Origin of the sequence: Herbaspirillum rubrisubalbicans (assembly GCF_003719195.1) — a bacterium.
Taxonomy (GTDB): domain Bacteria; phylum Pseudomonadota; class Gammaproteobacteria; order Burkholderiales; family Burkholderiaceae_D; genus Herbaspirillum; species Herbaspirillum rubrisubalbicans.
Genome location: NZ_CP024996.1, coordinates 4544280 through 4565243, shown reverse-complemented (window position 1 = coordinate 4565243; position 20964 = coordinate 4544280). Strand labels below are relative to the sequence as shown.

20 protein-coding genes are annotated in these 20964 nt (G+C 63.2%); 14 read left to right on the top strand and 6 right to left on the bottom strand.

Translation table 11 applies throughout. The features are described from left to right. Positions 1–30: 30 nt before the first annotated feature. The 6 genes from rplM (at position 31) to erpA (ending at position 3758) form a co-directional block, all read left to right on the top strand. On the top strand, positions 31–459 hold the full coding sequence (rplM, locus tag RC54_RS20285; RefSeq protein WP_006461967.1) for a 50S ribosomal protein L13: 429 nt from the start codon (positions 31–33) through the stop codon (positions 457–459). Between the two features lie 9 nt (positions 460–468). After that, on the top strand, positions 469–861 hold the full coding sequence (rpsI, locus tag RC54_RS20280; RefSeq protein WP_006461968.1) for a 30S ribosomal protein S9: 393 nt from the start codon (positions 469–471) through the stop codon (positions 859–861). 278 nt (positions 862–1139) lie between these two features. Beyond that, positions 1140–2177, top strand: coding sequence for an N-acetyl-gamma-glutamyl-phosphate reductase (gene argC / locus RC54_RS20275; protein ID WP_061788636.1), 1038 nt, complete (start codon positions 1140–1142; stop codon positions 2175–2177). Between the two features lie 23 nt (positions 2178–2200). Further along, a complete protein-coding gene (locus RC54_RS20270) occupies positions 2201–2914 on the top strand; it encodes a DUF6776 family protein (protein ID WP_017452422.1) in 714 nt (237 codons plus the stop codon). Between the two features lie 9 nt (positions 2915–2923). Continuing rightward, on the top strand, positions 2924–3319 hold the full coding sequence (locus RC54_RS20265; RefSeq protein ID WP_017452421.1) for a bactofilin family protein: 396 nt from the start codon (positions 2924–2926) through the stop codon (positions 3317–3319). Between the two features lie 73 nt (positions 3320–3392). Continuing rightward, positions 3393–3758 (top strand): iron-sulfur cluster insertion protein ErpA, encoded by a 366-nt coding sequence (gene erpA / locus RC54_RS20260; protein WP_008331898.1) that lies wholly within the window; start codon positions 3393–3395, stop codon positions 3756–3758. A 166-nt stretch (positions 3759–3924) separates the two neighbouring features. Here erpA and hemL read toward each other — a convergent pair whose 3' ends face one another. Together hemL and thiD are read right to left on the bottom strand one after the other, a co-directional pair. Continuing rightward, a complete protein-coding gene (gene hemL, locus RC54_RS20255; protein ID WP_061788637.1) occupies positions 3925–5208 on the bottom strand; it encodes a glutamate-1-semialdehyde 2,1-aminomutase in 1284 nt (427 codons plus the stop codon). A gap of 34 nt (positions 5209–5242) precedes the next feature. Further along, the gene (thiD, locus tag RC54_RS20250) at positions 5243–6082 is read right to left on the bottom strand and encodes a bifunctional hydroxymethylpyrimidine kinase/phosphomethylpyrimidine kinase (protein ID WP_017452419.1); all 840 of its coding nucleotides are present in this window, start codon (positions 6080–6082) and stop codon (positions 5243–5245) included. Between the two features lie 98 nt (positions 6083–6180). Here thiD and RC54_RS20245 point away from each other — a divergent pair, with 98 nt between their 5' ends. From RC54_RS20245 to RC54_RS20230, 4 genes are all read left to right on the top strand, one after another. Beyond that, positions 6181–6333 (top strand): rubredoxin, encoded by a 153-nt coding sequence (locus RC54_RS20245; protein ID WP_034311797.1) that lies wholly within the window; start codon positions 6181–6183, stop codon positions 6331–6333. A 415-nt stretch (positions 6334–6748) separates the two neighbouring features. Next, positions 6749–7333: a chemotaxis protein CheW gene (locus RC54_RS20240; protein WP_058896670.1), complete on the top strand. Its 585-nt coding sequence runs from the start codon at positions 6749–6751 to the stop codon at positions 7331–7333. A gap of 69 nt (positions 7334–7402) precedes the next feature. Then, positions 7403–9616: a methyl-accepting chemotaxis protein gene (locus tag RC54_RS20235; protein ID WP_061788638.1), complete on the top strand. Its 2214-nt coding sequence runs from the start codon at positions 7403–7405 to the stop codon at positions 9614–9616. A gap of 16 nt (positions 9617–9632) precedes the next feature. Further along, positions 9633–11852, top strand: coding sequence for a chemotaxis protein CheA (locus RC54_RS20230; protein WP_058896669.1), 2220 nt, complete (start codon positions 9633–9635; stop codon positions 11850–11852). Between the two features lie 63 nt (positions 11853–11915). Here the strand turns inward: RC54_RS20230 and RC54_RS20225 are convergent, their stop codons facing one another. From RC54_RS20225 to RC54_RS20215, 3 genes are all read right to left on the bottom strand, one after another. After that, positions 11916–12773 carry a sulfurtransferase gene (locus tag RC54_RS20225; protein ID WP_058896668.1) on the bottom strand — a complete coding sequence of 286 codons (858 nt, stop codon included), beginning with the start codon at positions 12771–12773 and terminating at the stop codon, positions 11916–11918. Positions 12774–12846: 73 nt separating this feature from the next. Then, positions 12847–13764, bottom strand: a complete 918-nt coding sequence (locus RC54_RS20220; RefSeq protein WP_061788639.1) for a DMT family transporter — start codon at positions 13762–13764, stop codon at positions 12847–12849. A gap of 257 nt (positions 13765–14021) precedes the next feature. Next, the gene (locus tag RC54_RS20215; RefSeq protein ID WP_058896666.1) at positions 14022–15143 is read right to left on the bottom strand and encodes an aromatic ring-hydroxylating oxygenase subunit alpha; all 1122 of its coding nucleotides are present in this window, start codon (positions 15141–15143) and stop codon (positions 14022–14024) included. A 267-nt stretch (positions 15144–15410) separates the two neighbouring features. Here RC54_RS20215 and RC54_RS20210 point away from each other — a divergent pair, with 267 nt between their 5' ends. The 3 genes from RC54_RS20210 (at position 15411) to dxs (ending at position 18580) form a co-directional block, all read left to right on the top strand. Next, positions 15411–15680 carry an exodeoxyribonuclease VII small subunit gene (locus tag RC54_RS20210; protein ID WP_058896665.1) on the top strand — a complete coding sequence of 90 codons (270 nt, stop codon included), beginning with the start codon at positions 15411–15413 and terminating at the stop codon, positions 15678–15680. Beyond that, on the top strand, positions 15680–16627 hold the full coding sequence (locus tag RC54_RS20205) for a polyprenyl synthetase family protein (RefSeq protein WP_061788640.1): 948 nt from the start codon (positions 15680–15682) through the stop codon (positions 16625–16627). The genes RC54_RS20210 and RC54_RS20205 overlap by 1 nt, the downstream gene beginning before the upstream one ends. An 87-nt stretch (positions 16628–16714) precedes the next feature. Then, complete coding sequence (dxs, locus tag RC54_RS20200) at positions 16715–18580, top strand: 1-deoxy-D-xylulose-5-phosphate synthase (RefSeq protein ID WP_061788641.1); 1866 nt, start codon at positions 16715–16717, stop codon at positions 18578–18580. Between the two features lie 131 nt (positions 18581–18711). Here the strand turns inward: dxs and RC54_RS20195 are convergent, their stop codons facing one another. Then, positions 18712–19266, bottom strand: a complete 555-nt coding sequence (locus RC54_RS20195; protein ID WP_058896662.1) for a cob(I)yrinic acid a,c-diamide adenosyltransferase — start codon at positions 19264–19266, stop codon at positions 18712–18714. A gap of 282 nt (positions 19267–19548) precedes the next feature. On the opposite strand from RC54_RS20195, the gene RC54_RS20190 reads away from it, so the two are divergent. Next, positions 19549–20964 (top strand): FAD-binding oxidoreductase, encoded by a 1416-nt coding sequence (locus RC54_RS20190; RefSeq protein WP_061788642.1) that lies wholly within the window; start codon positions 19549–19551, stop codon positions 20962–20964.

Sequence of the window (20964 nt, the reverse complement as noted above, 5' to 3'; positions counted from 1 at the left end):
GCGTTTATACATTGATAGAGAAAGTCAAACATGAAGACCTTTTCCGCTAAAGCCCATGAGGTTCAGCGCGAGTGGTTCGTGATTGACGCGACGGACTTGGTCCTCGGACGTGTTGCCAGCGAAGTGGCACTCCGACTGCGCGGCAAGCACAAACCCGAATTCACTCCGCACGTCGATACCGGTGACTTCATCGTCGTCGTCAACGCAGGCAAGCTGCGCGTGACCGGCACCAAGGCCACTGAAAAGACCTATTTCCGCCACAGCGGTTATCCGGGCGGCATCTACGAAACCAACTTCCTGAAGATGCAACAGCGTTTCCCCGGCCGTGCGCTGGAGAAGGCCGTCAAGGGCATGTTGCCCAAGGGTCCGCTGGGCTACGCCATGATCAAGAAGCTGAAGGTCTATGCAGATGGCAACCATCCGCACTCGGCCCAGCAACCGAAACCCCTCGCCCTCTAAGGAACAGACATGATCGGTAACTACAATTACGGAACCGGCCGTCGCAAGAGTGCAGTGGCGCGTGTTTTCATCAAGGCAGGTTCGGGCAACATCATCGTCAATGGCAAGCCCGCCGCTGAATACTTCTCCCGCGAAACCGGCCTGATGGTGATCCGTCAGCCGCTGGAACTGACCGGCAACGTCGAACGTTTCGACATCAAGGTGAACGTCCACGGTGGCGGCGAATCCGGCCAGGCCGGCGCTGTGCGCCACGGCATCACCCGTGCTCTGATCGACTACGATGCAGGCCTGAAGTCGGCTCTGTCCAACGCAGGCTTCGTCACCCGTGACGCACGTGAAGTCGAACGTAAGAAGGTTGGTCTGCGCAAGGCACGTCGCGCAAAGCAATTCTCGAAGCGTTAATCGTTTCTTGCATTACCGAAAGCCGTCGGCATACGTGCCGGCGGCTTTTTGCTTTTTTGACTGCAGACCTGTCCGCTGGGGCAGGGGACGGGTTCGCGCTTGCAGGACGTCTCGTAGTGTGTGGATAATTCCGGCTATTTCGGGAATAACTGTCCGGCCAGAAATCAGCGGGAAATATTCTCCTGCTAGAATTGAAAGCTTTCCAGCGTGTATCACACGCGCGTCAGGCGCTACGGTGCCCCGGCGCATTTCTTCGCCTTTTTTCGCAAGGACCAGACATGATCAAGGTAGGTATCGTTGGCGGAACCGGTTACACCGGCGTCGAATTGCTGCGTATTTTCGCCACCCACCCGCAAGCCCGGGTGCAGGCGGTGACCTCGCGCAAGGAAGACGGGATGCCGGTGGCCGAGATGTATCCTTCCCTGCGTGGCCGCGTGGACGTGGCGTTTTCCTCGCCCGACAAGGCTCAACTGAACGATTGCGACGTGGTCTTCTTCGCCACCCCGCACGGCGTGGCCATGGCCCAGGCGCCTGAACTGGTGGCCGCTGGCGTGAAGGTGATCGACCTGGCCGCCGACTTTCGGATGCAGGACGTGGCGGCCTTCGAGAAGTGGTACAAGCTGCCGCACAGCTGCACCGAGCTGTTGAAGGAGGCTGCCTACGGCCTGCCCGAACTGAACCGTGAAGCCATCCGCAAGGCGCGCGTGGTGGGCAATCCGGGCTGCTATCCGACCACCATGCAACTGGGCTTTGCCCCGCTCTTGAAGGCTGGCGTGATTGATGCCTCGCACCTGATCGCCGACTGCAAGTCGGGTGTCTCCGGTGCTGGTCGCAAGGCGGAGCTGAGCCTGCTGTTCTCGGAAGCCTCCGACAACTTCAAGGCCTATGGCGTCTCCGGTCACCGTCACTCCCCCGAAACCATCGAGCGTCTGTCGCACCTGACCAGCGACAAGGTCGGCCTGCTGTTCACCCCGCACCTGGTGCCGATGATCCGCGGTATGCATTCCACGCTGTACGCACGCCTGACCCGCGACATCGACAACGCTGCCCTGCAGGCCCTGTTCGAAGAGGCTTACAAGGATGAGCCCTTCGTCGATGTGCTGCCCTTCGGTTCGCACCCTGAAACCCGCACCACGCGCGCCTCCAACATGCTGCGCCTGGCCGTGCATCGTCCCGACAACGGCGACACGGTGGTGGTGCTGGTGGTCCAGGACAATCTGGTGAAGGGGGCCTCCGGCCAGGCCGTGCAGTGCATGAACCTGATGTTCGGTGTGGAAGAAACCAGCGGCCTGCAACAGGTCCCGGTCCTGCCGTGAAGTACCGCTTATGGCGTCGGCGCATGAGCATTTCTGCGCCGAAGATGACCATCAAGCGCCATCTCCCGCTGCCGCTGCTGATCTTGCTGTGGGCAGCGGTGGTGGCCGTGGGCGCGGCGGCGGCGGTCTGGACCTACCAGCTCGGCCGCAACAATCTGCCGGGTCTGCATGGCGACGCCGGTGATGCCAGCGAGCAGATTGAGCAGTTGAGCGAGCAGGTCAAGAAGCTCACCGCTGAAAACGAGCGCTTGCAATCTGCCTCCAACGCGTCGCAAAATGAACTGAAGATCGCCCAGACGGCCCAGGCCACGCTGGCTGGCCAGGTCAAGAACCTGGAGGCGGAAAACAACCGCCAGAAGGAAGACCTGGCCTTCTTCGACAGCCTCCTGCCGACCAACCTGGGCGCGCCCGGCATCACCATCCAGCGCTTCAAGGCCGAACAGGCCGCGCCCAACCAGCTGCGTTATCGCGTGCTGGTGATGCAAGGTGGTGGGGGAACGCAACAATTTGCAGGAAACCTACAGCTTAGTGTCAATATTGTGCAGGGCGGCAAAGGTGTTACCATCAACTTCCCTGAAAGCAATGCCGCCGACCAGGCGCGCTACCGGCTCGCATTCAAGTATTACCAGCGGGTAGAAGGCTTGCTGACTATCCCCGAGGGCGCCACCGTCAAGTCGGTGGCGGTCCGTGTTCTCGACCGCGGCCAGGTACGTGCCCAGCAATCGTTAGATCTGTGAGGTGATCCCATGTTTACACGCAAGACCAAAAGCACGATCGACAGCCTGATCGGCATGTCCACCAACATCACGGGCGATGTCGGTTTCAAGGGCGGCCTGCGCATCGACGGCGCCATCACCGGCAACATCAATGCCGAGGCCGGCCAGCCCAGCGTGCTGGTCATTTCCGAGCACGCCAAGGTAGTCGGTGAGATCCGCGCAGCGCACCTGATCGTCAATGGCGAGATCATCGGCGACGTCCACTCCAGCGAGCTGCTGGAACTGCAACCCAAGGCTCGCATTACCGGCAATGTCTTCTACAAGGCGCTGGAGATGCATGGCGGCGCCCTGGTGTCGGGCAAGCTCAGCCATGACCAGCAGGTGGAGACGCCGCTGCTGAAACTGGCGGCATCGTCGGAAGCATGAAAATGCGCAAGCGCTTATAATGGCTGAATCGATCTAATGTATTGATCCGCCTCAAGCCCAGCAGGAGTCCGAAATGAATGCCGTAGCCGAACTGCAACAAACCGACATGCCCGCCCCGATCAACTTCAGCGACAGCGCTGCCGCCAAGGTGGCCCAACTGATCGAGGAAGAAGGCAATCCCGACCTGAAACTGCGCGTGTTCGTGCAGGGTGGTGGTTGCTCGGGTTTCCAGTACGGTTTCACCTTCGATGAAATCGTCAACGAAGACGACACCACCATGAGCAAGAACGGCGTCCAGCTGTTGATCGACTCGATGAGCTACCAGTATCTGGTAGGCGCCGAGATCGACTACAAGGACGACCTGGAAGGTGCGCAATTCGTCATCAAGAACCCGAACGCCACGACCACTTGCGGTTGTGGTTCCTCGTTCTCGGTGTAAGTACCGCCAGACTCCCCCGACTGGCGTTGGCTGGCGGGGAGATGAAGAAAAAGGACGCCGCGGCGTCCTTTTTTCATGTCCTGAAACTTCATATCGGTCGCTACCCGCCGTCCAGCGGGCATTTCCTGCGAGGGGCTTGGCGTCCCCGGAAATGCCCTGGCCAGCCTCAAGCCAATTCAGTGAAGGCTTTGGCAGCGGCTGCGATGGTTTCCTCGATGATGGCGTCGCTGTGCTGGGCCGACACGAAACCGGCTTCGAAGGCCGACGGCGCAAAGTAGACGCCGGCATCGAGCATCTTGTGGAAGAAGCGATTGAAGCGCTCCTTGTCGCCCTGCATCACCTCGGCATAGCTGGTCGGCACCTTGGCATCGAAATACAGCCCGAACATGCCGCCAATCGCATCGGCGGTGAAGGTCACGCCAGCCGCCTTGGCCGCAGCGGTGAGACCATCGGCCAGCTTGCGGGTCTGGGCCGTCAGGTTGGCGTAGAACTCGGGTTGCTGGATGATCTTCAGCGTCGCCATGCCAGCGGCCACGGTCACCGGATTGCCGGACAGCGTGCCAGCCTGGTAGACCCCGCCCAGCGGCGCCAGATGCTTCATCACCTCGGCGCGGCCACCGAAGGCGGCCACCGGCAGGCCGCCGCCGATCACCTTGCCCAGCGCCGTCAGGTCGGGGACGATGCCGTTCAATTCCTGGGCGCCGCCACGGGCCACGCGGAAGCCCGACATCACTTCGTCGAAGATCAGGATGGCGCCGTATTCGGTACACAGACGACGCATGGTGCGCAGGAATTCGTCCGAGGCGCGCACCAGGTTCATGTTGCCGGCCACCGGTTCCACGATCACGCAGGCGATCTCGTGGCCGGCAGTCTTGAAGGCGTCTTCCAGTTGCTGGGCATTGTTGTAGTCCAGCACCAGCGTGTGCTTGGCGAAATCTTCCGGCACCCCGGCCGAGGTCGGATTGCCGAAGGTCAGCAAACCGCTGCCGGCCTTCACCAGCAGGGAGTCGGCGTGGCCGTGGTAGCAGCCTTCGAACTTGATGATCTTGTCGCGGCCGGTAGCGCCACGGGCCAGGCGCAGCGCGCTCATGGTGGCTTCGGTGCCGGAGGAGACCAGGCGGATCTGCTCGATGGAGGGCACCAGCTTGATGATTTCCTCGGCCATCTCGATCTCGGCTTCGGTCGGCGCGCCAAAGGACAGGCCGCGCGCGGCCGCTTGCTGCACCGCCTTGACCACCTCAGGATGGGCATGGCCGACGATGGCCGGGCCCCAGGAGCCGATGTAGTCGATGTAGCGCTTGCCTTCGGCATCCCAGAACCAGGGGCCTTCGGCGCGTTCGATGAAGCGCGGCGTGCCGCCTACCGAACGGAAGGCGCGCACCGGGGAATTGACACCGCCCGGCGTGCTTTGTTGGGCGCGGGCGAAGAGCGAAGCATTGGTCTTGGTCATGAGCTTGCGAAGGAGTGAACCCAGTATCAGTGAATCAATTGAGGGAAGGCGGCGCGTCCGGATCTTCGGATTCGCGCGCCCAGAAATAGCGGTCGGGCAGCAGTTTGCCCATGCCGATGCGCTGGGCATTGGCCAGCGCCGCCAGGGTGAATTCTTGGGCCTCGGAAGCCGCCAGCGGCGCCTCCAGGTCGTTGGCCAGCATGGCTGCCATGGCTGCCGAGAGCGTCGTGCCGGCGCCCACGAAGGAGCCCGGCAGGCGTGGCCAGGCATCCTGGCGCACCAGGCCGGATTCGTCGAAGAGCGAATTGGCCACTTCCTGCAGATCGGTCTGGGTGTTGGTCACCAGCAGGTATTCGCAGCCCAGCTCGATGATGCGCATGGCGTCCAGCATCAGCGTGTCGCCCAGTGCCGGCTCGCGCCAGGTCTCGGCCAGCCGGGTCAGTTCGCCCGCCGAGCACACCAGTACGGTGGCTTGCGGAATGAGCAGTTCGCGGATGGCGATCAAGCGGTCATCTTCATCTTCCTGGTTGGCCAGGGCGCTGATGAACGGATCCAGGATCAGGGGCACATCGGGATAGTCGGAGACGATCTCGGCGATCACCGAGATATTCTCGATGCTGCCCAAGGCACCGACCTTGAAGGCCGACACGGCCATGTCTTCCAGGATCACGCGCGCCTGGTCGGCGACCCAGTCCACCTCGACCACCTGCACGTCTTCGACGCGGGCAGTGTCGCCGATCAGCAGCGCGGTCACCACCGACAAGCCGTGGCAGCCCATGGCGGCGAAAGTGGCAAGATCGGCCTGCACGCCCGTGGCGCCGACCGGATCGGCAGCGCCGAAGGTAAGGATGAGGGGAGGAGTTTGGTTTTGCACGTCGAGTAGATTAAGATAGCTGACTTAGCATTTTACTTGATTGATTTTAGGGATAGTCAGCCGTGACGAATAGCAGCCAAACCGAATTCAAAACCTGGATGTGCCTGATCTGTGGTTGGATCTACGACGAAGAAGCAGGCCTGCCCGATGAAGGCATCGCCCCAGGCACCCGTTGGGACGACGTGCCCATCAACTGGACCTGCCCGGAATGCGGCGCCCGCAAGGAAGACTTCGAGATGGTCGCCATCTGATCTCTGGCTGAAGGTTCGGCAAGCCTGCGCAATCGCAGCCTCAATGGTCGCATCGGCGGCGCCTCCGTTTGGTACGGAGACGCCGCATCCTCCCCGCTTTTTCCCGTCTTTCGGGATTTGATCTATATCAAGTTCCCGTTTCGTCGCGTTTTCCCATCATTTTCTTGTGCCGGGCCGTGCATTGCATTTGCTGCGTGGAAAAACCTCGGACTTTTCTGGGTAAAATCGAGCCCAGTACCAGCATTGCCCGCCTGACCGGATGACAGGACGCACAGACGTTCGCCCGGCATGGTTCCGGCAACTCCCCTCAATGGTCTTGTCATCTGCCTGCGGCCCGCCATCGGGCTGCGGCGTCGCTCGGTCGCTCGCTCGGGCTGGATCGCATGGACTTTTCTAACCGTTTCATGAGGCTGGTATGTCACACCCCAAGGATTTCCTCATCGATGCGCCGCATTCTCCGGCAGCGCCAACATCGCCGCCGCGCGAAGGGCTGGAGCAGTTCCAGGCCTCGCTGCTGGCGCGCATGGCCGCCTGCGACAATGAAAGCACGCGCTCGCGCCGCCTGGCAGTGCTCATCGGCAACCGGCATTGCCTCATCCCCCTGACCCAGGCCAGCGAGATCCTGCCCCTGGACGGCCTGACCCTGACCCCGGTGCCGGCCACTCATGCCTGGTTTCGCGGCCTGCTCAACATCCGCGGCAACCTGGTCGGCCTGGCTGACTTGAGCGGTCTGGCCGGCGCTCCCCTGCAGCCGTGCGGTGCCGGCAGTCATGCGCTGCTGCTGGCGCCCAGCCTGGCACCACAGTGTGGCTTGCTGGTGGCGGGGGTGCTGGGATTGCGCGACATCGAAGAAATGACGCGAATCTCGAAAAAATACGAGGAAGGAATCCACTTACCTGGTGTCAACGGACGTTATAAAGACGGCAGTGGTCAGCAATGGGATGAGCTGGACCTGTCGGCACTGAGCCGGGACAGCAATTTCCTGCAGATCGGCCGCTAGCATCGGCGCGGTCGCGCGCAGCGCGTCACACCACAAGAATCTGAAAAAGAGGGGATAGGAATTCCGGCCATGGACCCGAGCTTGCCGTACCAGTCGAAAAAAAACGCGCCGCCGCGATCTGCGGCGCATAGCGCCGTGGCCGGCGCTGCGGGCAAGGCCTCGGCCAGTGTCACAGCGCCATCCCGCAGCTTGCGCCTGCCCTACCTGTGCCGCTTCTCGCTGCGCACCCAGACGCGCCTGTTGCTGGGCGTGCTGGCGGTGTCGTTGACGGCGCTGTGTCTGTTCATGTGGCTGGGCGCGCGCCTGTACCTGCTGGCGACCTTGCAGACCAATCTGGCCTCCGATCTGGTGATGCATTCGCAGCGCATCGGCAAGGCCGTGCCCAACGCCATCCAAGGCAATCCCCAGGCCTTCGTGCAACTGGCGCAAAGCCGCAACGAATTCAATCGCGGTCTGCTGCTGTTGAGTAGCGGTGGCCTTTATCAGGGCCAGAACATCGGCCCGCCCGATGCCGCCATCAAACCGGTGCTGGAAAACGTCGAGCACATCTGGCGTCGCACCGACCTGGCCGCCGAAACCATCCTCGGCATGGAAAAGGAATTGACCGGCTTCGGTACCACCTTGAAGCGCCTGAACCAGTTGCTGCCGGTGATGCTGGACTTGAGCGAGCAGATCGCCATGCTGCAATCGCAGGGCCACCCCACCACGCGCGAGATGGCCGCGGCCAGCCAACTGGTGATGCTGACCCTGCGCCTGGGGCGCAGCTCCAATGAGTTCCTCACCTCCGAAGGCGTCAACCCGGAAACCGCCTTCATGCTGGGCAAGGACATCACCGCCTTCGGTGACCTGCTCAAGAGCCTGCAGGAGGGCAACGACATGCTGCGCCTGCGTCCGGCCAGCGATCCCGATCTGCGCGACAAGCTGCAGGAACTGAGCCGCGTCTTTGGCGAATACCAGCCGCAGATCGCCGGCATCCTGGGCAACCTGCAGAATTTCATCGCCGCCAAGCGGGCCGAGCAACTGGTCTTTGTGGAGAACGAAACCCTCAAGCGCCACCTCACCGAATTGCAGGACGCCTACCGGGTCGCCCTCAAGGCCCGCTCCTGGACCTTCTGGGCAGTGCTGGCCGCCATGGCCATGGCCTTGCTCAGCGCCATCGGCATCGCCCTGGCGCAACTGCAAAGCAGCCGCAACAACGCCGCCGCCGCCGAAGCCCGGCGCCAGGAAGCCGAACAGCAGCGGCAACTGGCCCAGCAGGAAGAAGAAAAGGCCATGCGCGCCAATCACCAGACCCAGGCCGCCATCCTGCGCCTGATGACCGAGTTGCAGAAGGTGGCCGATGGCGACCTGACGGTGCACACCACGGTCTCCGACGACGTCACCGGCGCCATTGCCGACTCCGTCAACTACACCGTGGAAGCACTGCGCGGTCTGGTCGAGCAGGTCACCCAGATGGCCGCCAAGGTGGCGCTCAGTTCGCAACAGGTGCGCGGCACCACCACCGAGCTGGGGGCGGCGGCGCGGGCCCAGGCCCATCGCATCCAGCGCATCGCCCAGGCCATGCTGGAAATGTCGACCCAGATCAATGGCATCTCGGTGTCGGCCGACGAATCGGCTGATGTGGCCCGTCATGCCGTGGTGGTGGCCGAGCGCGGTACGCGTGCGGTGGAAGATGCGGTCAAGGCCATGGATGGCATCGGCGAGCAGATCCGCGAAACCTCGGGCCGCATCACGCGGCTGGGGGCGTCCTCGCAGATGATCGGCGAGATCACCGAGCTGATCTCCGACATCACCGAGCGCACCAATGTGCTGGCGCTCAACGCCGCCATCCAGGCGGCCTCGGCCGGGGAAGCCGGGCGCGGCTTCTCGGTGGTGGCCGAGGAGGTGCAGCACCTGGCCGAGCGTTCCAGCGCCGCCACCCGCGAGATCGGTGCGCTGGTGCGCATGATCCAGGCCGATACCCGCGACGTCGTGGTGGCCATGGAAAAATCCACCACCGGCGTGACCGATGGCGCCGTGCTCTCGGATGCGGCCGGTAGTGCGCTGGCCGATATCCGCAGCGTCTCCAAGCAACTGGCCGAGCTGATCCAGGGCATGGCCGCCGCCACCCGCGAACAGGCGGTCTCGGCCAGCGGCGTGGCGCAGCAGATTCAGGGCATTCTGAGCGAGAACGACATCATCGAACAAAGCCGCGAGCAGGTCTCCACGCTCTATGAAGAACTATGGGATGCAGCCCGGCAACTGGAAAGCTCGGTGTCGCGCTTCCGCGTGACCGTCTCCTGATCGGTGTGCCCGGATCATGAAGCTCGATTCTGCGTCCGTCATCGATGCCGCTACTTCGGCCGCTGCACCTGATCTACCTGATGCAGCGGATACTTTCGCCGCCGATACCGTCCTGCGCGAAACCCTGCGTCCGCTGCTGGCCATCGTCCGCCAGCAAAGTGCGGCATGGGGGGCGCGCCAGGAAAGTGAGGATGGCCCGCGCGCCGCCGTGCCGCCGCTGGCCCTGCGCTCGCTGGCGGCGCTGCGTGACTACGCCCGCAGCAGCAGCGCCGAGCCTTTCGCCGATGCGGCCGCCAGGCTCTTCGCACTGCTGGAGCAACAATCGGCGCAAGCCGACCTGGATCCGCTCACCCGCAGCATCATCCAGGCCGACATCGAGCAACTGGCCCAGCTGCTGGAAGCGCCGCTGACCGCCACTGCCGGTGCCGTCGCGGCCGGTGTGCCAGCAGCACCGGCCATGCATGAGGAAATCGATCCGCTGCTGCTGCCGGTATTTCTGGAAGAAGCGCAGGAACTCATCACCGGCATCGGCGAAACCTTGCTGGCCCTGCCGGCCGCCGAGCATCGTGGTGTGGCCGACGCCAGCCTGCTGGCCGAGCTGGCGCGTCCCCTGCATACGCTCAAGGGCAGTGCCCGCATGGTCGGTGCCCGGCACCTGAGCCGCTGCCTGCATGACATGGAAACCACCTTGCAGCGTCTGGCGCTGGACGATGCGGTGCAGGAAAGCGGCAGCCTGGCTGCGCTCCTGGCGCTGTACGACCAGGCCATCGAACAGTTCAATACGCTGGAACAGGGCCTGGCCGTTTCATCCTCTCCTGCCCGGCGCGACGGCCTTGCCGACAGCCAGCTCACTGCCCCGCTGATCCGTATCCGCACCACCTTGCTGGATAAGCTGCTCAACCAGGTAGGTGAAGTTTCGATCAGGCGCGCGCAACTGGACAACGAAATCACTGCCTTGCAGGGCGATGCCCGCGCACTGGGTGAACAATTGGGGAAATTGGCCGAGCAGCTAGGGCAATTGCAGCGCCACTGCGGCGACACGCCCTGGGTCGCGCCACCCGGCCAGGACCCCGACAGCGCCGCCCCGCTGGCCCTGGCCGGCAGTATGCAAGAGGCGCTGGGCGAGGCGCTGCAACACCAGAAGCAGTTGCTCCAGCGTGTATTGAAGACGCGCGAAGACCTGCGCCAGCAAGGCCGCACCACCCGCGAACTGCAGCAGGAGCTGATGCACGCGCGCATGGTCAAGTTCAACAGCATGGAGTCGCGGATGCAGCACCTGGCGCGCCAGGTCGCCCTCGAAACCGGCAAGCCGCTCACGCTGGAATTGTCGGATTACCGCCTGCACATCGACCGCGCCATCCTGGAGCGCCTGATGGGCCCGCTGGAACACCTGCTGCGCAACGCCGCCGTGCATGGCATCGAAGATGCCGAGGTGCGTCGTGCGGCCGGCAAGCCCGTCAGCGGCCAGTTGCGCATCCAGGCCAGCCACGAAGGCAATGAAGCCGTGATCCGCGTCAGCGACGATGGCCGCGGGCTGGATCTGCAAGCTATCCGCGACAAGGCCCGCCAGCGCGGTTTGATCGAGGCGCAGCAGATCAGCGAAGCGCGCCTGGCCGAATTGATCTTCGAGCCTGGTTTCAGCACCTCGACCCAGGTATCGGCCCTGGCCGGACGCGGTGTGGGCATGGACGTGGTGCGCGCCGAAGTGGCCGCGCTCGGTGGCCGCATGACGGTCCATTCGCGCGCGGGCCGGGGCGTGCTGTTTACCCTGTACCTGCCGCTGTCGCTGGCGGTCCAGCATGTCTGCCTGCTGCGCCATGGCCAGCAGCCGTATGCGATTCCTTCTACCTTGATCGAACGCGTGGTGCAGCTACGCAGCGACCAGGCGCAGGATGCCCTGCAACAGCGCGCGCTGGAATTCAACGGCCAGCGCTTGGCGCTCTATCCGCTGCATTGCCTGCTGGATGAACCAGCGCATCCCGCCTGGCCCGATCCATCGGACTCGGCCTTTGCGCTGCTCATCAAGCGTGGTGATGAATTGATGGTCATCATGGCCGACCACGTCAGCGGCAATCGCGAAGTGGTGGTCAAGCCGGTCGGCCCGCAAGTGGCCACCCTGGCCGGCGTGGTCGGCGCCACTGTGCTGGGTGATGGCCAGATCGTGTTGATCATCAACCCGCTGTTGTTGTCCGGCTCGCGCCGCGCCGATGGCAGGGCGGCAGAGCCGGCGCCCTGACCGAGGCAAGGGGGCGGGAGTAAGAGGTCAGAGCTCTGAGGTCAGAGGTCAGCGATCAGAGGATCAGTTGCCGGTCGCCACCGGACGTTGCGGATCGGAACTCCATTCGCTCCACGACCCCGGATAGAGGCTGGCTCCCGACAAGCCCGCCACTTCCAGCGCCAAGAGGTTGTGGCAGGCGGTCACGCCCGAGCCGCATTGCATCACGGCGGCGTGCGGATCGCCCACCACCGACAGCCACTCTTCGCGTAACTGGGCCGCGCTCTTGAAGCTGCCATCGGCTTGCAGGTTGTCCTTGAAGAAGCGGTTTTTGGCGCCAGGGATGTGGCCGCCCACCGCATCGATGGTCTCGTTCTCGCCGCGGAAGCGATCCGGTGCGCGGGCATCGACCACCTGCAGCGCCTGGGTCTTGAGGTTTTCCAGCAGTGCCTGGGCATCGACGGTCTTCACCAGCGAAGACAAGTCCTGCAGATTGCCTGGTGTAGCCGGTGCCGGGGCCTCGCTGGTGAGGCTCTCACCCAGCGCCTGCCAGGCCGCCATGCCGCCGTCGAGCACGGCCACGTCGCTGTGGCCCACCCAGCGCAACAACCACCACAGGCGCGCCGCATACATGCCGCCCTGGGCATCGTAGGCCACCACTTGTGAATCGTTGTTGATGCCCAGCTCGCGCATGGCCTGCACGAACTGCTGGCGATCCGGCAGCGGATGACGGCCATGGAAGCGGCCGTTGGCATCGGTCTTGGGGCCGGCGAGCAGCTCATCGAGGTGGGCGAAGCGGGCTTGCGGCAGGTGGCCGGCCGCATAGGCCTGGCGACCGAAATCCGGGTTGAGCAGGTCATGGCGGCAATCGACGATCACCAGGTTCAGGTATTGCGCACGATTCTTCAGTTCGTTGGCGCTGATGAGGGTTTGGTAGGTCATGACCATCTCCTTTTATTCATATATCCAAAAATAGGGGGGGAGGCGGGGCACTTCACGCTTCATATCTCACGCTTTACGCCTCAGTGGCAATCGGGTCCACCTTGGGCACATTCCTGGCCTCAGCTTGGGTTTGCTTCTGGTTGCGATAGGTGGCCAGCATTCCGCTGGCCAGGATCACCGCCATGCCCAGCCAGCCGATCCAGCCCGGCGCATCATCCCAGATCAGCACGCCGAACAGGCTGGAAAAGACGATGCCCGTATATTGCAGGTTGGCCGTGACCAGCGTATTGCCGAGCCGGTAGGCGCGTGTCATGGCGATCTGGGCGGTGGTGGCGGTCAAGCCTATCATGACCACCAGCAGCACACCCAGCCAGGAATGGCTGTGCCACAGCGGCACGCGGCCGGTGACCACGCTGCCGATGAGCCCGGCCAGCACGCCCGTGGCAGAAAAGTAGAACACCACACGATACTCAGGTTCCCCCAGCAGCCCCAGCTTGCGCACCTGCAGGTAGACCAGTGCCGAGAGCACGCCCGAGGCCAGCGAGATGGCGCCGCCCAGCAATTGCTCGGCATTGAGCGAAGGCCGCATTAACAGCGCCACACCGACAAAGCTCAAGGCCACCGTCCCGGCCAGGCCCCATTCGAACTTCTTGTTGCCCTGCCACCAGCCGGCTGCGAACAGCATCACCGCAATCCAGATCGAGGACATGTAGTTCAGCGTAGTGGCCGTGGCAACGGGCAAGAGGCTGAAGGAATAGAACCACATCCACAGCGAGATCACCCCCACCCCGCCGCGGATGAAGTGATCGCGCGGGAAGGGCGTGCGCAGCGTGCCGCCGCGCAGGCGGATCAGGCCGAGGATGAACAGCACGCCGATCACCCCCCGGCAGAGCACGATCTCGGAGGTGGTGTAGTAGCTGCCGGCGAGCTTGACGCACACGCCCATGACGGCGAAGAGAAATGAAGCAACGAGCATCCAGAGCGATTGCATGGCGACGGATCAGTAGTGGGAGAGGAGAGGGGGGAGGGCAGGTGAATCGGATGAAACGCAGGTGGCTGGGCAAGCCATTGCACACGCCGCAATGAAAACGGCAGCCCCGGTATGAACCGGGGCTGCCGTCGTGCAGCGGGTGCCAAGGCTAGTGCCAGTGCCGGAGGGAAAGCGACAATGACGGCGCAGACTGCGTCCGTCGTGAGATTGCCGCTGTGCTTGCATCTGCGTTCCCCCTGCGCGGCCGTTCGGCCTGGTTATGGTGTGCTGGTTCCTGGCGGCACGTCCAGTTGCTGGCGATACCATTCGTGGAAGTGCTGCATTCCATCTTCCATGGGCGACTGGTAGGGACCGACTTCGCTGGTGCCGCGATCCATCAGTATACGACGACCGGCATCCATGCGCTGGGCGATCTCATCATCCTCTACGCAGGTCTCCATGTAGGCGGCGCGTTCGGCCTCCACCAGCTCGCGCTCGAAGAGGGCGATTTCTTCCGGATAGTAGAACTCCACCACGTTGGTGGTCTTCTGCGGACCGCTCGGCCAGAGCGTGGACACCACCAGCACATGCGGATACCACTCCACCATGATGTTGGGGTAGAGCGTCAGCCAGATGGCGCCGAACTTGGGCGGCTGGCCATTGGAGAACTGCAGCAGCTTTTCCTGCCACTTGCCGTAGGTGGGCGAGCCGGACTTGATCAGGCCATGGTTCACACCCACGGTCTGCACGCTATAGTCGCGGCCGAATTCCCACTTCAGGTCGGAGCAGCTCACGAAGTTGCCCAGACCCGGATGGAAGGGCTCGACGTGATAGTCCTCCAGGTAGACTTCGATGAAGGTCTTCCAGTTGTAGTCACACTCATGCACTTCGGTGTGATCGTACAGGTAGCCTGAGAAATCCAGGTCCCGCGTCACGCCCAGACGCTTGAGCTTGTCGGCGATATCGACGCCATTGTTCTCGAACAGCAGGCCGTTCCAGCTTTGCAGCGGCGTCTTGGACAGGTTCATGCACGGCGTCTCACCGAAGTGAGGTGCACCGATCAGTTCACCCTTCAGATCATAGGTCCAGCGATGCAGGGGACAGACGACGTTGTTGGTGTTGCCGCGGCCATCGAGCATCTTGGCCTGACGGTGACGGCAGACGTTGGACAACAGTTCAATACCCTGCGCATTGCGCACCAGCATCCGGCCTTCGTTCTCCCACGGCAGGGTGGAATAGTCGCCGGCATTGGGCACCATCAGCTCATGGCCGACGTAACGAGGTCCGTGCTGGAAGAGTTGTTTCAGTTCCCGCTGATAGAGCGGTTCGTCGAAGTAGACGTGGACTGGAAGTTGCGCGTTGGAACGCGCCAATTTGGCAAAAGTAGCAAGATCGGACATTTCCGCCCCCAAATTAATTTGCACCAACCTAAGGAAGAAAATCCGCAAAAACCTATGTTCAAATAATATGAAGAGGAAATTTTGGACAGAACCGTGGATTATGCCACAAAACCCCCAGAAGGGACCGGGTTTTGTGGCCAAAATGCCAGTAAATTGACCGAATTTACAAGCTCGGCCAGAAAAGCAACGACATTTCCACGCCCTCGATTGACTTGGGAATCATTGGTTTGTTCTAAAATACCGGGTTAGTTTTTTGAATGGGTCGATATGCCTAGAACCTCTGCCGCTGCTGCCACCGCCACTGCCGCCTTGCCCGCCTCCTTCGAAGAGGCCATGCAGGAGCTGGAACAGCTGGTGGCCCGGATGGAAGCCGGCGAACTGCCGCTGGAAGCCTCGGTGGCCGCCTACAAGCGCGGTTCGGAACTGGTCAAGTTCTGTGCCGGCCAGCTCGACAAGGTCGATAGCCAGGTCAAGCTGCTCGAAGGCGACATGCTCAAGCCCTTCAACGCAGCCGAGGCTGCCGGCGGGGACGACTGATGAATGCACAGATGCCGGCGGCCAGCGCACAGGCCTCACATGATTTTGCAGACTGGATGCGCCAAGTCCAGGGTGGCATGGAAGACGTGCTGGACCGCTTCCTGGTACCGACCTCCAAGGTGCCGGCGCGGCTGCACCAGGCCATGCGCTACACCGCCATGGATGGCGGCAAGCGCGTGCGCCCGTTGCTGGTGTATGCCGCCGGTGAAGTCTTCGACACCCCGCCTGCGCTGCTGGACCGTGCTGCGGCGGCCGTGGAGATGATCCACGTCTATTCGCTGGTGCATGACGACATGCCCTGCATGGATGACGATGCCCTGCGCCGTGGCAAGCCCACGGTGCACGTGCAATACGATGAAGCCACTGCGCTGCTGGTCGGTGACGCCTTGCAGGCGCAAGCCTTCGAGACCTTGTCGGCACCGCTGGCCGGCGAGCCGGGCTTGAGCGTAGCCGACCTGCCGGCCCGCCAGCTGCGCATGGTGCAGTTGCTGGCCCAGGCCTCGGGTTCGGTGGGCATGTGCGGCGGCCAGGCAATCGACCTGGCCAGCGTGGGCATGACACTGTCGCTGGCCGAACTGGAACAGATGCATCGCTTGAAGACCGGTGCGCTGCTGCGCGCCGCAGTGCTGTTGGGCGCGCTGGGTGGCAAGGACTTGAGCGCCGATGAAAGTGCTGCGCTGGACGACTACGCGCGCGCCATCGGCCTGGCCTTCCAGGTGGTGGATGACATTCTCGATGCCACTGCCGACTCGGCCACGCTGGGCAAGACCGCCGGCAAGGATGCGGCCGACAACAAGCCGACCTATGTATCGATCCTGGGCCTGGCCCAATCGCAGGCGCTGGCCGACAAGCTGCGCGCCACTGCCCATGCGGCGCTGGCACCATTCGGCGAAAAGGCGCGCCGCCTGCGCCAACTGGCCGACCTGATCGTACAGAGAAAGACCTAAGACCTAACCCAGGCATGAAGACGGACCGCGCGGCAAGCTGCCGAGCTGCCAGATGCGGCCTTCAGACCCCAACACGGTAAGAACAAGATGCTCCTCACTACCATCAACGACCCGGCCGACCTGCGCCGCCTGACCCGCCATCAATTGAAGCCGCTGGCTGAAGAGTTGCGCGGTTTCCTGCTGGACTCGGTGTCCAAGACCGGCGGCCACTTGTCCTCCAACCTGGGCACGGTCGAGTTGACCATCGCGCTGCATTACGTCTTCAACACTCCCGAAGACCGCATCGTATGGGACGTGGGCCATCAGACTTACCCGCACAAGATTCTCACCGGCCGGCGCGAACGCATGGCCACGCTGCGCCAGCAGGAAGGCATCTCGGGCTTCCCGCGCCGCATCGAAAGCCAGTACGACACCTTCGGCACCGCGCATTCCTCGACCTCGATCTCGGCTGCGCTGGGCATGGCCCTGGCCGCCAAGACGCAAGGTTCGGAGCGGCACGCCATTGCCGTCATCGGCGACGGCGCCATGACGGCCGGCATGGCCTTCGAAGCGCTCAACAATGCGGGCGTGCATGAGGATGTGAAGCTGCTGGTCATCCTCAACGACAACGACATGTCGATCTCGCCGCCGGTCGGTGCGCTGAACCGCTACCTGGCACGTCTGATGTCTGGCAAGTTCTACGCCACCGCGCGCGACGTGGGCAAGTCGGTGCTGCCCGGCCCGGTGCTGGAGCTGGCCAAGCGCCTGGAAGAACATGCCAAGGGCATGGTGGTTCCGGCCACCATGTTCGAGGAATTCGGCTTCAACTACATCGGTCCCATCGATGGTCATGACCTCGATTCACTGATCCCCACACTGCAGAATCTCAAGCATCTGAAGGGCCCGCAGTTCCTGCACGTGGTCACCAAGAAGGGCCAGGGCTACAAGCTGGCCGAGGCCGACCCGGTGCTCTACCACGGCCCCGGCAAGTTCAATCCCAGCGAAGGCATCAAGCCCAGCGCTGGTGGCAAGCTGACCTATACCCAGGTGTTCGGTCAATGGCTGTGCGACATGGGCGCCGCCGATGACAAGCTGGTCGGCATCACCCCGGCCATGCGCGAAGGCTCGGGCATGGTGGCCTTCGAAAAGGCCTTCCCGAATCGCTACTACGATGTGGGCATCGCCGAACAGCACGCCGTCACCTTCGCCGCCGGCATGGCCTGCGAAGGCATGAAGCCGGTGGTGGCGATCTATTCCACCTTCCTGCAACGTGCCTACGACCAGTTGATCCATGACGTCGCCCTGCAGAACCTGGACGTGACCTTTGCGCTGGACCGCGCCGGCCTGGTCGGCGCCGATGGCGCCACCCACGCCGGGAATTACGACCTGGCCTTCCTGCGCTGTATTCCCAACATGGTGGTGATGGCGGCTTCCGATGAGAATGAATGCCGCCAGATGCTCTCCACGGCGTACCAATATCCCGGCCCGGCCGCAGTGCGCTATCCGCGGGGCGCCGGTATCGGTGCCGCGGTGGAAAAGACGTTGGACACCTTGCCGCTGGGCCGCGGCGAAATCCGCCGCCAGGGCAAGGAGGTGGCCATCCTGGCTTTCGGCAGCCTGCTGGCCCCGGCCCTGGGCGCGGGCGACAAGCTCGATGCCACGGTGGCCAACATGCGCTTCATCAAGCCGCTGGACGTGGAACTGGTGCGCCAACTGGCCGCTTCGCACGATGCCCTGGTGACGGTGGAAGAGGGCTGCATCATGGGCGGCGCCGGTGCCGCAGTTTCCGAAGCGCTGGCTGCGGCCGGCATCAACAAGCCTATCCTGCACCTGGGTCTGCCCGACCGCTTCATCGACCATGGCGATGTGGCGCAACTGCTGGCGCAATGCGGGCTGGATGCCGATGGCATCGCCCAGTCCATCGCACAGCGCTTTGGCAAGGATCAGCCCAAGCTGGTGGTCAACAACGGTTGATCGATGCGGATTCCCGGGGTTTAGTTTTTGCAGTGCTGAAACTAAGAAAATCCGGGCAGAGAACTAAGTAAACGAAACGCCCCGCCGGTTTCCCGCGGGGCGTTTCGTTTCTCTGCGCAGCCAAAGGAAAATCAGCGTTCCCGCCCCTTCTGCCACAACACATCCTGCCCCCCAGCTTCGCGGTTGAGCACCCGCGCCAGCACGAAGCACAGGTCCGAGAGGCGGTTCAGGTATTGCCGCGCCGGCGCATTCACGCCGGCCTCGGCCTTCTCCAGCATCACCACGCTGCGCTCGGCGCGGCGGCATACGGTGCGGCAGACATGGGCCAGTGCGGCAGTGCGCGAGCCGCCCGGCAGGATGAATTCCTGCAGCGGCGGCAGGGTGGCGTTGTACTTTTCCAGCAGCGCATCCAGCCGCGCCAAGTGCGCCTCGGCCAGCACCGTATAGCCGGGGATGCAGAGCTCGCCGCCCAGGTCGAACAGGTCATGCTGGATCGATACCAGTTCTTCGCGCAAGCTGGCCGGCAGGGTCTCGCACAACAGCACGCCCAAGTGCGAATTCAATTCATCCACATCGCCCAGCGCCTGGATGCGCAGGTTGTCCTTGCCCACCCGGCTGCCATCGCCCAGGCCGGTGCTGCCATCGTCGCCGGTACGGGTGGCGATCCTGGAAAGTCGGTTGCCCATCATTGCTCCTTGATAATCCGGGGGAGCTTAAGCGCAAGCATCGACCAAGGCAAGCGCAGCGGCCGATTGCGCCAATACCACCCAATATCGCGTAAATAATTCACTTGATTTGCCCCACCCGCCGAGACGGGTGGGGAGATCGCGGCATTCTCTTGCCCGCAAGAGAGTAAAATTCATCGATTGATCAGTGGTCAGTCCATTGCACCGGCCCAGCATCGTCCTGCACCAGACTGAGAACAACGACCCCGACCCGAGACACCCGAGACACCCGAGAGAAATTGCATGAATCATCTAGTTGATGCCCGCAAACTGAAACGCCCCGTGCCCCAGGCCCTGCTCGATGAGCTCAAGGCCGTCTTCGGCGAGCGCTGCTCCACCACCCTGGCCATGCGCGAGCATCACGGCCGCGACGAATCCTCCTACGATCCCATGCTGCCCGACGCCGTGGTGTTTGCCCATAGCACCGAGGAAGTCGCCACCTTCGTCAAGCTGTGCAGCCAGTACGACACCCCCATCATCCCCTACGGCGCCGGCACCTCGCTGGAAGGCCACGTACTGGCCCTGCAGGGCGGGGTGACGGTGGATCTGTCACAGATGAACCAGGTGCTGGCGGTCAACGCCGAAGACCTGACCGCGACCGTCCAGGCCGGCGTTACCCGCAAGCAACTGAACCAGGAAATCAAGGACACGGGCCTGTTCTTCCCCATCGACCCCGGTGCCGATGCCTCGCTGGGCGGCATGGCTTCGACCCGCGCCTCGGGCACCAATGCCGTGCGCTACGGCACGATGAAGGAAAACACCCTGACCCTGACAGTCGTGACCGCCCAGGGCGAGATCATCAAGACCGGCACCCGCGCCAAGAAATCCTCGGCCGGCTACGACCTGACCCGTGTCTATGTCGGCAGCGAAGGCACGCTGGGCATCATCACCGAAGTGACGGTGCGCCTGTATCCGCAGCCGGAAGCCATCTCGGCCGCCATCTGCTCCTTCCCCAGCGTGGCCGATGCGGTCAATACCGTGATCCAGACCATCCAGATGGGCGTGCCGCTGGCGCGCGTGGAACTGCTCGATGAAAACGGCGTGCGTGCCATCAATGCCCACGACAAGCTGAGCCTGCCGGTCAATCCGCTGCTACTGTTCGAATTCCACGGCAGCGACAACGGCGTCAAGGAACAGGCCGAGCTGGTGCAGGACATCGCCCATGAAAACCATGCGCGCGGCTTTGAATGGGCTACCCGACCCGAAGACCGCAGCCGTCTGTGGACCGCCCGTCACAACGCTTACTTCGCGCTGCTGCAATTGCGTCCCGGTGCGCGCGCCATTTCCACCGACTGCTGCGTCCCGATCTCGCGCCTGGCCGAATGCGTGCTGGCCACCAAGGCCGACTGCGAAGAGCAGGGCATCATCCACGCCATCATCGGCCACGTCGGCGACGGCAACTTCCACGTGCAGATGATGGTGGACCCCAACGACCCGGCCGACATCGCCCGCGCCGAAGGCGTCAACGCTCGCATGGTGGCGCGCGCCATCGGCATGGATGGCACCTGCACCGGCGAGCATGGGGTGGGGCTGCACAAGATGGATTTCCTGGTCCAGGAGCATGGCGAGGGTGCCATAGCCGTCATGCGCGCCATCAAACATGCGCTCGATCCCAAGAACATCATGAACCCCGGCAAGATCCTGCGCTGGGAGCAGTGA